Genomic DNA, 13,261 nt, shown 5'->3' with positions numbered 1-13,261 from the left:
TTAGCGCTTAATCATTATATCATCAATTAATTTCGATGTCAAGAACTTTTTTTAATTAATTTTTGAAGCTCTTGATTGATTAGCTGCATCAGCAACTCTTATATGTTATCAAATCATCAACTCACTGTCAACAACTTTTTTAAATTGTTTGGCGTTGATCAGCAGTGATATATTCAACTGCCGTGACAACGATATCTAATATACAGGCTTATCCAAGAACTGTCAACATGATTTCAGCAGGTTTTTATCAGTTTTTTAGCTAAAACGAACATTATAATTAATCAGACCATCACAATGACTTCAAAGGCGAACTTTGTGAATATACTCCCCGTAACAAGCCTGAGATACCGCTTAATTAACGAAGAACCCAAATTGATTTTTTTCGTCCCAAAACGGGGAGGATTATGTAAAAACGCCGCTCAGGGCGTCGCCTGAACAGCGTTTAAGCTCAAAAATTACTTCTTTGGCCGCATCGTTGGGAAGAGCAGGACGTCCCGAATCGACTTGGCATTCGTTAACAGCATTACCAACCGGTCAATTCCGACCCCGAGGCCACCCGTTGGCGGCATCCCGTATTCCAAAGCTTCCACAAAGTCTTCATCAATTGGTTGGTATTCATCGTTCCCTTCAGCGTGTTCCTTGGCTTGGTTTTCAAACCGTTGCCGTTGGTCAATTGGATCGTTTAATTCACTAAAGGCGTTCGCAAATTCGCTCCCTAAAATGTACAGTTCGAACCTGTCCGTAAAGCGCGGATCCTTTTCGTTTACCTTCGCCAACGGTGAAATTTCAACTGGGTGCCCGTAAATAAAGACTGGTTGTTCCAAGTGGTCTTCCACCTTTTCTTCAAAGAAGGCATTGATGATATGACCAACTTTCCACCAACTTTCGTAAGCCACCCCGTTTTCATCAGCCAACTGGCGGGCTTGTTCAATTGACATTTCTTCCCAGAAGTCAATCCCGGTGTATTCCTTGATCGCATCAACCATGTGCAAGCGAGCAAATGGCTTGGCAAAGTCCATCGCCGTCCCTTGGTATTCAAACTTCAGGTCCGGGTAGATCGCCTTCGTTGCCGCCTTCACGATCCCTTCCGTTTCTTCCATTACGTCATGGAAGTCAAAGTAAGCCGCATAGGTTTCCATCGTATCAAATTCCGGGTTGTGCTTTAAGTCCATCCCTTCGTTCCGGAAAATCCGCCCTAATTCATAGACCCGTTCCATTCCGCCGACAATTAACCGCTTCAAGCGCAATTCCGTGGCAATCCGCATGTACATGTCAATGTCCAAGGCATTGTGGTGGGTAATAAATGGCCGGGCTTCCGCTCCAGAGGCCACATTTTCCAAAATTGGCGTTTCGACTTCAAGAAAGCCATTGTCATCCATGTAACGCCGAATCGCCTTAATAATCTTGGTCCGGTTTACAAACCGCTCAAAACTTTCCCGGTTGGTAATCAAGTCTAAGTAACGTTGGCGGTAAACCAATTCGGGATCTTGCAAACCGTGGTACTTGTCTGGCAACGGCCGCAAAGCCTTAGTCAGGAAAGTGATTTCGTGGGCGCGAACCGTTAATTCGCCCATTCGGGTCTTGATTACATCCCCCGTAATCCCCCAGAAGTCCCCAATGTCAGAGTCCTTAAACAGCTGGTAGGCTTCTTCACCCACCATGTCTTGGCGCACGTAAAATTGAATCCGGCCGCCCCGGTCCAAAAGATCCGCAAAGCTAGCCTTACCGCTCCCCCGCTTGGCAACCATGCGCCCCGCGATGGTTACGATGTTGCCTTGTTCTAAGAGCAGTTCCCCATCACTTGCATCATACTTTGCATGAATGTCGGATGACAGATCATGATCCGGCGCAAAGCGGTGCCCAAATGGCGCCACCCCTTGGTCCTTCAACGCTTGCATCTTTTCACGCCGGACAATCATCTGGTCGTTCAGCTTTTCTTCACTTGCCATGAATTAAATCCTCCTTATTGAGCGCGGGACACCCCACACCATTTACTGAGCTTGCCGCAAGGCCGCCCGTTGTTCTAAACTCTCAATGAATTCGTCAAAGATATCAATGACTTCTTGTTGGGTCGTAGCTTCCATCACCTTGACCTTGGTCCGCGCCGAGCGGGGAATCCCCTTCAAGTAGTAAGCCGCTTGGCCCCGGAATTCCGGCACGGCCGTGTGTTCACCCTTCAGCTCAACCAAGCGGGCCAGGTGATCCTTGGCCGTCTGCAGTTTTTCAGCGGGCGTGGCTTCGGGTAAAAGTTCCCCCGTTTCCAAATAGTGAACCGTTTGTGTCAGCATCCACGGGTTCCCCATGGCCGCCCGACCGATCATGACCGCATCTGCCCCAGTATAATCTAAGACATACTTAGCATCTTGTGCCGAACGAATATCCCCGTTGGCCATAAACGGAATCGTCAACTGACTGGCAACTTCCTTTAACACGTCCCAATCCGCATGCCCAGAATACATTTGTTTCCGGGTCCGACCGTGCATTGCCAACGCCGCGGCCCCCGCTTTTTCGGCCGCCAGGGCATTTTCAACCGCATAAATGTGTTGGTCATCCCAACCAGTCCGCATCTTCACGGTCACAGGCTTTTGAACCGCTTCGACGACGTAGGCAACCATTTCGTAAACCTTCTTTGGATCAAGCAACCAGCGCGAACCGGCGTCAATGTTAACTACCTTATTGACGGGACAACCCATGTTGATGTCAATCACATCCGCATCCGTGTGTTGGTCAATAAACTTGGCCCCTTCGACTAAGGTCTCTTTGGTCCCCCCAAAGATTTGAATCCCCATCGGGTGTTCTTCGGGATCGACGCCCGTCATCGACAGGGTCTTTTTGTTCTTGTACATAATCCCGCGGTCGGAAATCATTTCACAGACCACGTAACCAGCCCCGAACTTCTTACAAATGACCCGGAAAGCTTTATTGGTTACCCCAGCCATCGGTGCGACCACAACTTGATTTGGGATCTTTAAATCCCCGATTTGCCATTCCATCTTTTTCCCCCTTCATTAATTGCCACATTGATTGTAAAACAACGACAAAATAACTTGCAAGGCTCGACTTTTTTATACACAAACTTTAACATACCATTTTTTGCGGCGCGCCGCCAGAAAAAAACGCAACCGCTCCACCGGTTGCGTTAATTTACTTTTGCTGTTGGGCAAGCATTGCTTGTAATTCAGCTTCACTGAACTGGTAATGGCGCCCACAGAATTGGCAAACCGCTTGCGCCCCATGATCTTGCTCAATCATTTCCTGCAATTCAGTTGGCTTGAGCGTTGCCAAGACGTGCCCAAAGCGTTCTTTGGAACAATCACAGTGGAATTGCACCGGCATGGTTTCGTGAAGCTTCAACTCCTGGTCCTTAAAGATCAAGCGCAAAATGTCCTCTGGCGTTTTCCCAGCGCGCAACAACTCCGAAACCAAAGGCAGCTCCTTTAAAGATTGTTCCAAAGTTTGCAAAGCTTCATCACTAGCGCCCGGCAAGGCTTGCACTAAGAAGCCCCCGGCTACTGCAATTGAATCATCGCTGTTGACAAAGACCGAGACTCCCATCGCCGACGGAATTTGCTCCGACTGAGCCAGGTAGTAGGTGAAGTCTTCACCTAATTCGCCCGAGACCAGTTCCACTTCCCCGGTATAAGGTGTCTTATCCCCCGGAGCCATTTTAGTCACGGACAACACCCCGTTGGTCCCCACGGCCCCCTTAACATCAATTTTACCTTGCGCATTTAAGGGCAGGTTGACATGGGGTTGCTTAATGTAACCCCGGACGTTGCCGGCCGCATCCCCATCCGCCACGATAAAGCCTACCGGGCCATCCCCTTGGATCTTAACCGTCAGTCGCCCAGCGCCTTGTAAGCCCGCTGTGGCCAAGAGGGTCGTCCCAACCAAGGTCCGCCCCAACGCGGCTGATGATGCCGACCACGTGTCATGAATGGTGTGGGCCTGTTCTACCAAATGCGAAGCGTTAACTGCGTAAGCCCGAAACATGCCGTTCATGGCTGTGCTCTTCACTAAATAGTCGTTCATTGATTTTTCCTCCTCGTACCTCACTTCTAAGTATCCAATGTACTGATCTGCTCGGTCACTGTCAAGCCAGACTGCGCTAAGCCAGCTAAAAAGCCTTGATGAGCACCATCTTGCTCACCAAGCCCCGTAACAAAAAACGAAGAGCCCCCGTGAGCTCTTCGCTTTCGCCTATTCTTTTGGTTGATCTGAATCCGCGGGTTGATCGTCGTCAGCATCAGTGGTGCTTGGTTGATCCGCACTGGTCGTCGGTTGGTCAGCGGCTGACTCTTGGTCCGCCGTCGCCCGCGCATTTTCCTTACGTTCCAATTCTTGCTTGGCTTCTTCAAAGGTTTGCGCCCGTTGTTCACTATCGGCTTCTTCAACCGCCTTTTCTGGCATCTTGCCGGTCTTGTACAGACTGAGAATCTGCTTTTCATCCAGCGTTTCGTATTCCAGTAAGGCTTCGGCAATCAACCGGTGTTGTTCCCGGTGGGTTTCAATGATGTGAAGCGCTTCTTCATGCCCTTCATTCAAAATCCGCCGAACTTCTTCGTCGATTAAGGCCGCCGTCTTTTCTGAGTACGGAGCTTGGCCAAATTCTTGCCCGGTAAAGACCGCCCCGGAAGATTGTAATTCCACCGGTCCGATCTTATCGGACATCCCGTATTGGGTAACCATTGCCCGGGCAATTTGGGTTGCCTGTTCAAAGTCATTCGATGCCCCGGAGGATTGAGACTTGAAGATCAATTCTTCGGCCGCCCGGCCCCCCATTAAGCCCGCGATTTGTTCCATCGCGTTCTTCTTGGACATCAGCATTTGGTCTTCCTTTGGCAACATGATTGCGTAACCGCCGGCGCGACCCCGGGGCACAATCGTCACCTTGTGGACGACGCGAGCATCATTTAAGACTAAACCAACGATCGTGTGGCCTGCTTCGTGGAAGGCGACCGTCCGCCGTTCTTGCTTGGAGATCACCCGATCGCGCTTAGCCGGCCCAGCAATGACCCGGTCCTCGGCCTCATCAACGTCAGCGGCGTCAATTTCCGACTTGTTGCGCCGGGCAGCTAAGAGGGCCGCTTCGTTCAACAGGTTGGCCAAATCGGCCCCGACAAAACCAGGCGTTTGCTTGGCAATTTCCTTTAAGTCGACATCACTGGCCAACGGCTTGTTCTTGGCGTGAACGCGCAAGATGGCTTCGCGCCCCCGGACGTCCGGCCGGCCGACCAGAATCTTCCGGTCAAACCGCCCCGGCCGCAACAGCGCGGGGTCCAAGACATCAGCCCGGTTGGTAGCGGCCATAACAATGACCCCTTCGTCACCTTGGAACCCGTCCATTTCAACCAGGAGTTGGTTTAAGGTTTGTTCCCGTTCATCATGGCCACCGCCCATACCGTTGCCCCGACGGCGACCTACCGCATCGATTTCATCGATGAAAATGATCGCCGGCGCCGCTTTCTTGGCTTGCTCAAAGAGGTCCCGGACCCGGCTGGCACCAACCCCAACGAACATTTCCACGAAGTCCGACCCGGAAATAGAGAAGAACGGTACGCCGGCTTCCCCAGCGACCGCCCGGGCCAAGAGGGTCTTCCCCGTCCCTGGCGGGCCTTCCAAGAGGACCCCGGATGGAATCTTGGCACCTAACTTCATAAACTTCTTTGGGTTCTTCAAGAATTCAACGACTTCGACCAATTCTTGCTTTTCTTCTTCTTCCCCGGCCACGTCAGAGAAGCGGACCTTATTGTCCTTAGCGTCAGCCGGCTTGGCCTTGGATTTCCCAAAGCTCATCACTCCCCGGCCACCGCCGCCTTGGCCCGCTTGACCCATCATCATGTAGAAGAAGAAAATCATGATCACTAACGGTAAGACCGTAATCAAGAGGTTCGACCATAAACTATTGGACTCCTCTGGTTTTGTAGTGATCTTGACGTGTTCACGTTCTGCGTACTTCTGCAATTGATTGATCGTCACATCGCTTTGCAAGACCGAACTTTGGAAGTTCTTGGTAGTGCTGGAACTTTGCCCGGCAAAAGCCAAGCCACCCTTGTTGCTGTTTTCAGCCGTTTGGGCGTGCTTGTAAGTCCCAGTAATCTTATAAACCCCACCGTTTGGTTGCACAGTAAAGTTCTTGATCTTATCGTCCTTTAATTCAGCAATAAATTCGCTTTGGGAAACTTCTTTTGTCTGCCCCGTATGGGTGTTGCCGCCAAAGAAGTAGTAGACAATCCCCATGATGCACAAAAAGATCACTGAATAGAACAGGACGTTATGAGTGAACCCGTTGTTCTTTCGATTGTTGTTCATAACAACCTCCTATTCATGTCGCCTGTATCGGCCACAGTTTGAAAATCCAACGGCTTGCGCCATTCATAATGGCATAAATATACCACACTTGACTAACGTTGACCATTAATTAGTCAAGCTTTCTGACAAAAAGTAACCCTCCGCCCACTCAGCAGGACGCAGGGCTGCTTGAACCATTATTTCGTGTAGACGGCCGGCTTTAACACCCCAACGTATGGCAAGTTGCGGTAGTAACCCTCATAATCCAAACCGTAACCTACCAAGAATTCATTTGGTACGATAAAGCCAGCATAATCCGCTTCCACCGTCACACTGGCATCCCGACCAGCTGGCTTGTCCAGCATCGTCGCCACCTTGATTGACTTGGCGCCCCGCTCTTTCAACAGGTCTACCAAGTATTGCAAGGTCCGCCCTGAGTCAATAATATCTTCACAAATCAAGATGTCCTTGCCTGCCACATCGGACTTCAAATCGCGAACCAATTCAACTCGCCCCGAAGATTCAGCTGCCCCAAAGTAACTAGAGACATCAATAAAGTCCAAAGTGGTGTACAGGTCTGTCTTTTCCAACAGATCCACCGTAAACAAAATTGCTCCCGTCAAAACGGAAATGACCATTGGCCGCTTGCCTTGGTAATCAGCCTCAATTTCTTTGGCCATTTCCCCAATCCGGGTTTGAATTTCCGCCTCACTATACAATACGCGCTCAATATCGTTATTCATGTTCCTCTACCCTTCCCTGAATCAATTGCACTGCTTGGCCCGCTGAGGTGGCTGGGGGCCAATCCCACCAGGCGGTCTTGACCCCCACCAACCACAGCACGCGTCCCAACTGATCCACCAACACCCGGGCCTGGCGGCGGTCAGCCGGCGCGATTTTTTGATTAATCCAAATCCGACGCACGGTTTGGTGACCACCCCCCTTTAACCGGAGGCGATCCGTTGGCCGCGCCGGGCGCCAGACCAACGGCAGCGCCGCATTTGGTAACCACATCGTCGCCACGATTTGACCCTGCAGCGGCGGTGGGGTCCCAGCTGGAAGCACCATCGCGCGCCAGGTCGGCGTTACGACTTGCCATTGGGCAAATTTTACCATACTTTCTGGGCCAAGCAGGCCCTCCGGCGCCAAATTCTTTTGATTTTCTAGGCGCAGTTCTTGATAATTCCGGACCAAACACCACTGGCCGGGCAAAGTAAACACTTGGTTGGGCCGCGCTGCTGGAGCCAAGCGTTTTTGCAATTGCTGCAAACTGGTTTGCTTTAGTGCCATAACCCCCTGCTGATTGAGCCACCGGCGCAATAATTGCCGTTGATTGGGGGCCGAACAAGCCCACCAAGCGGTCAAATCCAAGTGGTTGTCCTTGGCCATCATCAGCAGCTGTTGATCCAAATGCGCCTGTTCGTCAGCCAAGAGATCCGTCAGTTGCCCCGCAAAATCCGCCAGTTGGCGCACCAATTGGGGGTTTTCTTGTTGGAGCAGGGGTAAATATTGGTGGCGGTACCGGTTTCGCGTAATAGTCAGGTCGGCATTGGTAGCATCTTCAAACCATTGCAAAGCGTGCTGCTTGGCCCACGCCTGCAGGGTGGCTTTAGAAACCCCCAACAGTGGCCGGACCAACTCGCCCCCCGCAAAGGGGCGCCGTTCCTGCAAGCCGACCAATTGGTGTAAGTCGCCCCCGCGGACCAGCTTCATCAAAATGGTTTCGGCTTGATCATTGGCATGATGCGCCGTGACCAGTAATTTAGCGCCCGTCTGCCGCATTACCTGGGCCAAAAACGCATAGCGGGCCTGCCGAGCCGCCGCCTCATTCGCCCGGGGGTGTGCCCAGTGGCCGATCTCGACCCGTAAGGCCCTCTCCTGACAATACTGCCGTAAAAAGGCCGCTTCGGTTTCACTTTGTGCCCGCAAGCGGTGGTTAAAATGGGCAACGATCAAGCGCGCAGGTGGCACCACCTCTTGCAGCAAGGCCAAGAGGACCATTGAGTCAACCCCGGTCGAAGTCGCCACGACAATCGGAGCGCCCATAGCAAAAAAGCGACTCCCAGCCAGGGGTCGCTTAATTTGTTCAGTTAAATCGGGGGCCATCAGCTGCGCCGACCGCCCCGGCCGCCGCGCTTACCATCCGTTTGGCGCTTTAAGGTTGAGAGCCGGGATTCGCTTTCCTTCATGAAGGAAGCCAACATGGAATTAAAGTCGTCGTTGCCTTTGTGGCTGCTCCGCCCCCCGAAAGTGGCTTGGGCCCGGGGCGCGCGCCGAAAATGGTCGTCACGGTGATCATGGTGCACAGGCTTGGCATGCTCAAAATGCTTCTCGGCAACTGGCCGGGCTGGCTTGGCCGGGCGTTCTTCCACCGCCTTCATTGACAGAGCAATCTTACCGTCGGGAGCAATTTTCACGACCTTCGCCGTGACTTCATCCCCGACGGCTAAGATATCGTGAATATCCTTGACAAACGAATTGGAAATCTGGCTGATATGCACCAACCCGGTCTGGTGGTCGGCCAAATCAACAAATGCCCCAAAATTCGTAATTCCCGAAACTTTACCGGAAACCTTTGCGCCTTCTTCAATTGCCATGAACAGCAAATCCTCCTAATTCCTCGTGACGGGTCCTCCCGTCCTTTAAAAATTCTTAAAAATCATTGTAGTAGAGTATACCATACTCCCCACCGAATGTGACCGCTTTATTTAACAAAATTATAGATGATCTCGCCCTTCTTAGCGAAGTTGTATTTTTCACGCAGCAATTCTTGCAGATAGGTCGGATCCTTGAGCAAGCGATTTTGCTTGCTCAACTTGGCGTTTTGGGCCTGCTTGTGCTTGAGGGTCGTTTGGGCCGTGGAAATTTGCGCATCAACCCGGTTTAACTGGCGGTGAGCCGACCACAATTGAAAACCTAAAATTAAGGTTATGATCATAAAGACGCCCCCGATCAAGGCCGCCCGGCGTAGGTGGACTTGGGTCCGGTAGGATCGGTTGAACTGCCCTTGCTGTTCCCGCGCTCTGGTGTAAGCATTATCTAATTTAGTGACCCGGTGTTGCGCCAAATTGCTCGCCCCTTCCTAAAAATTGCCTATTCAATGTTAGTATGGCACAGGGGCCCGGGCCTGTCTAGGCGTGGCGTTAAATTCATCACCTTTTTGGGGCTAATCAAATGTCTCGGCGTACTCTTCTTTTTCAATCGTATACATGAGTTCCGCATCGGCTTTTTTAGTCGTTTCTTCAATGCGATCAATTTTGACCGTGGTCGTCTTATTGCCAAATTTGATCGTCAAGACATCGCCTACCGCAACCTTAGAAGACGACTTGGCCGCCTTGTCGTTAATTAAAATCCGGCCTTGGTCGGCAATCTGCTTGGCCAAGGTCCGCCGTTTGATAATCCGGGAAACCTTTAAAAATTTATCGAGTCGCATCTGCATTTCCTCCATCCTTGTTTGTTTTTTGCATTGCCGCCTGCAAACCGGCTACAAATTGAATCAATTGTTGCAACCAGAGCGTCGTGGTCATCTTCGGTTGGATAATCAACCGGACGGTCAGCCGTCCAGCCTCTTCCCCGAGCGTCGCTTTAAAACGCGTTTTGGCGAGCGCTTGAATAATCTGCGGGGGGGTCAGCTGATGGGTGGCCACGGGGGTTAATTCCACCATTAGATTATCCTTTTGCCGGCGAATTGCCGCCAATTGGGCCTGGTCAGCCCGCAATTTCAGCTCGGCCACCTGCAGCAGCGTCGCCACTGGAGCCGGATAATCACCGTAACGATCCAAAAGGTCGCCGGTCAAGTCCGTCAATTCAGCTGGCGAAGCAATATTTCTAAGCGCCTTGTACCATTCGATCTTTTGCCGTTGATCACTAATGTAGGCATCGGGGAAGTACGCTTCAATCCCCAGTTCCAATTCGGCATCCGAATGCTTGACGGGGGCCTTGCCCTGCTTTTGCGCAACCGCTTCAGCCAACATCGTTGAGTACAAGTCATAACCGACGGAATCGATAAAGCCATGCTGTTGTTTACCTAACAGACTGCCCGCGCCCCGAATCGAGAGGTCGCGCATCGCAATCTTAAAGCCACTCCCCAATTCCGTAAAGTCCCGGATCGCCGCTAAGCGCTTTTCGCCCAGCTCGGTCAGGACCTTGTTTGGCTGGTACATAAAGTAAGCAAAGGCCACCCGGTTGCTGCGCCCGATCCGGCCCCGAATTTGGTAGAGCTGGGCCAAGCCCATCCGGTCGGCATCCTCCACAAAGAGGGTATTGACATTCGGGATATCAACCCCCGTTTCAATGATTGAAGTCGTCACCAAAACATCATATTCACCCCGAATAAAGTCATATAAGACCCCTTCGAGCTGAACTTCGGTCATTTGGCCGTGAATATAGCCAATCCGGGCTTCCGGGACCAAGGTTTGTAGTTCGGCGACAACCCGTTCAATATCACCGACCCGGTTGTGCAGATAATACACCTGGCCACCCCGTTGCATTTCACGCCGAATCCCAGTTTGAATTGCCCCGGCATTTTGTTCTAAGACGTAAGTTTGAATTGGGTAGCGACCATTGGGCGGCGTCTCTAACACCGAAAGGTCGCGCACCCCCAGCATTGACATATGCAGTGTTCGCGGAATCGGCGTGGCGGTCAGCGTTAAGACATCAACGTTGGTCTTCAGCTGCTTCAAACGTTCTTTATGTTTAACCCCGAAGCGCTGCTCTTCATCGATAATCAGCAAGCCCAGGTCCTTAAAATGTACATCCTTGGACAAAATCCGGTGGGTGCCAATCACCACATCCACCGTCCCCGCGGCCAGCCCTTGCTCGGTTTCTTTTAATTCGGCCCGCGTCTTAAAACGCGACATTAAGGCCACGGAGATCGGAAAGCCTTCAAAGCGGGCAGTTAGGGTATCAAAATGCTGTTGCGCCAAAATCGTCGTGGGGACTAAAAAGGCCACTTGTTTGCCCCCAGCGACGGCCTTAAAAACGGCCCGCATCGCCACTTCAGTCTTCCCGTAGCCAACGTCCCCCACCAACAGCCGATCCATCGGCTTGGCGGCTTCCATATCGGCCTTGATTTCATCGATGCTGCGCAATTGGTCGGGCGTTTCCACGTACGGAAACTCCTGGTCAAATTTTTCCTGCAAATAATCGTCCGCTGGAAAAGCATACCCCTTGGCGACTTGCCGCTGCGCATACAAATCCACCAATTCATCCGCAATGTCTTCGACCTTGGCAGCCACCCGATGCTTGGTCTTCGCCCATTCGCTGCCCCCCAAACGATTAATCCGGGGTTGCTTTCCTTCGGCTGCGACGTATTTTTGGACCAGGTTCAACTGGGTGATGGGAACAAAGATCTGCGCGTGATCCCGGTAATCGATCACAATGTAATCTTGGTGGACACCATCGACTTGCATCGTCTTAATCCCCGCAAAGACCCCAATCCCGTGATTAACATGGACCACAAAGTCCCCGGGTTTTAAATCCGTATATGACTTCAAGCGCTCCGCATTGGACAGCTTTTGGGGCCGCACCCGGCGTTTTTGCAACTGTTTAAACAGTTCGCCTTCTGTAATGACGGCCAATTGGGCGGGCGGTAACTCAAAGCCATGATTTAAACTGGCCGCCACCAGTTGCAACTGGTGCGGCTGTAAGTCAGCTCCCGCCGTTTCAACCACTGATAAGCCCAAGGTGGCTAAATCGTTCGCTACTTTGCGGCGGCGTTGTTCACTCGCGGTTAAAATCACCACCGTCTCACCTTGGGCCACGTAGCGTTGCAACTCACTCTTCAGGAGGTCGACCTGGCCAAAGAAGCGTTGCATCTGCCGCGCATGTAAATCAACCAGATTGGCAAATTGCAAGCCACCTAACCCTTTCTTAAACAGCGCCAGGTAGGTCTGGGCCTGCGGCTGCGTCGTTAAGCGCCGGGCCAAGTCGAACGTCGGGCTGGCTGGTTGCTGGTGACTGCTTTGCCACGCCGCTTGGTCGGCCACCAGTTGTTTAGCCTGTTCTTTAATCCGGGCCAAGTCATCGATGATCCAGCTGCCACTGGTGGGCAGATAGTCGCCGAGCCAAGCGGGGGTTTCATAGAGATGCGCTGGATACCCCAGCATTTTTTCCGAGACGTGCCCCGCTTTTAATTCCTCGATCACTGGCGCATAGGCATGGGCTAACTGGTCCTGTTGTTCAGCTGGCAATTCGGCCTGACGTTTAGTCAACTCGGCTTGCAGCGCCGCGGCGGCGCGTTGGGTAGCCGCTTGGTCCATCACCAATTCGGTCGCCGGCAAAATCGTAGCCGCTTCAATATTTTGCAAACTCCGCTGACTGTCGGCCTCAAAGTAGCGCAACGAATCAATTTCCGTATCAAACAAATCGACCCGGACGGGATACGGGGTATTCAGGGCATAGATATCCAAAATCGACCCGCGAATTGCAAAGTCCCCCGGCGCAGCCACCATTTTTTGCCGGACGTAGCCCATCTTTGCTAACTGCGTGGCGGTCGTGGTTAAATCTAATTCCGCCCCGACCGTTAGTGACAATTGGGCCGCCTGAAAAGCCGCGGGCTGAGGTAAGGGGCGCAATAACCCCGCCGCCGGGGCAACCACCAGGGCGGGCTGCTTGGTCAACAGCGCCTGCATGGCCAGCACCCGGGCCAAGCGATAATTAGGCGAACTGGTTGCTTGCGCCAGGGCCAGACTTTCTTCGGCCGGAAAGGCATAGACGGCCGTTTCGGGCAATAAATTGGTCAAATCATTAACCAGTTCTTCCATGTGAAAAAGGCTGTCGACCACTACCAATTGCGGACCGGCCAAGCGTTTTTGCAAGGCCGCCAACAAAAGCGCCCGGGCTGAACCAGCCACCCCAGTAATCAATTGACGCTGCTGGTGTTCAATACTGTGGATAATCCCCGCAAATTGTGGGGCCGTAGCCATTAAATCCGTCAGTTGTACGATCGTCGCTTCCCCCTTTGGCTTTT

Annotated in this window: 10 protein-coding genes; all 10 read right to left on the bottom strand. The window is 52.1% G+C overall.

The features are described 5' to 3' along the window. Nucleotides 1-455: 455 nt before the first annotated feature. Nucleotides 456-1,949: a lysine--tRNA ligase gene (gene lysS / locus BN54_RS07395; protein WP_019206544.1), complete on the bottom strand. Its 1,494-nt coding sequence runs from the start codon at nucleotides 1,947-1,949 to the stop codon at nucleotides 456-458. Nucleotides 1,950-1,991: 42 nt separating this feature from the next. Continuing rightward, complete coding sequence (dusB, locus tag BN54_RS07390) at nucleotides 1,992-2,993, bottom strand: tRNA dihydrouridine synthase DusB (RefSeq protein ID WP_019206543.1); 1,002 nt, start codon at nucleotides 2,991-2,993, stop codon at nucleotides 1,992-1,994. A gap of 151 nt (nucleotides 2,994-3,144) precedes the next feature. Beyond that, a complete protein-coding gene (gene hslO / locus BN54_RS07385) occupies nucleotides 3,145-4,032 on the bottom strand; it encodes an Hsp33 family molecular chaperone HslO (protein ID WP_019206542.1) in 888 nt (295 codons plus the stop codon). A gap of 168 nt (nucleotides 4,033-4,200) precedes the next feature. Further along, entirely contained in the window at nucleotides 4,201-6,312 is a 2,112-nt protein-coding gene (gene ftsH / locus BN54_RS07380; protein WP_019206541.1) for an ATP-dependent zinc metalloprotease FtsH, read from the bottom strand. A 176-nt stretch (nucleotides 6,313-6,488) separates the two neighbouring features. Beyond that, the gene (hpt, locus tag BN54_RS07375; protein ID WP_019206540.1) at nucleotides 6,489-7,034 is read right to left on the bottom strand and encodes a hypoxanthine phosphoribosyltransferase; all 546 of its coding nucleotides are present in this window, start codon (nucleotides 7,032-7,034) and stop codon (nucleotides 6,489-6,491) included. After that, a complete protein-coding gene (gene tilS, locus BN54_RS07370; protein ID WP_191976451.1) occupies nucleotides 7,027-8,337 on the bottom strand; it encodes a tRNA lysidine(34) synthetase TilS in 1,311 nt (436 codons plus the stop codon). Before tilS ends, hpt begins: the two co-directional genes overlap by 8 nt. Before the next feature lie 59 nt (nucleotides 8,338-8,396). Next, nucleotides 8,397-8,888 (bottom strand): S1 domain-containing RNA-binding protein, encoded by a 492-nt coding sequence (locus BN54_RS07365; protein WP_019206538.1) that lies wholly within the window; start codon nucleotides 8,886-8,888, stop codon nucleotides 8,397-8,399. A gap of 107 nt (nucleotides 8,889-8,995) precedes the next feature. Continuing rightward, nucleotides 8,996-9,358, bottom strand: coding sequence for an FtsB family cell division protein (locus BN54_RS07360; protein ID WP_019206537.1), 363 nt, complete (start codon nucleotides 9,356-9,358; stop codon nucleotides 8,996-8,998). A 99-nt stretch (nucleotides 9,359-9,457) separates the two neighbouring features. Continuing rightward, nucleotides 9,458-9,724: an RNA-binding S4 domain-containing protein gene (locus BN54_RS07355; RefSeq protein WP_019206536.1), complete on the bottom strand. Its 267-nt coding sequence runs from the start codon at nucleotides 9,722-9,724 to the stop codon at nucleotides 9,458-9,460. Then, on the bottom strand, nucleotides 9,711-13,217 hold the full coding sequence (mfd, locus tag BN54_RS07350; RefSeq protein ID WP_051014620.1) for a transcription-repair coupling factor: 3,507 nt from the start codon (nucleotides 13,215-13,217) through the stop codon (nucleotides 9,711-9,713). Before mfd ends, BN54_RS07355 begins: the two co-directional genes overlap by 14 nt. Between the last annotated feature and the right edge of the window lie 44 nt (nucleotides 13,218-13,261).

This window comes from Limosilactobacillus ingluviei str. Autruche 4 (assembly GCF_000312405.1).
Taxonomy (GTDB): Bacteria; Bacillota; Bacilli; order Lactobacillales; family Lactobacillaceae; genus Limosilactobacillus; species Limosilactobacillus ingluviei.
This window is presented reverse-complemented; position numbering and strand designations above follow the sequence as displayed.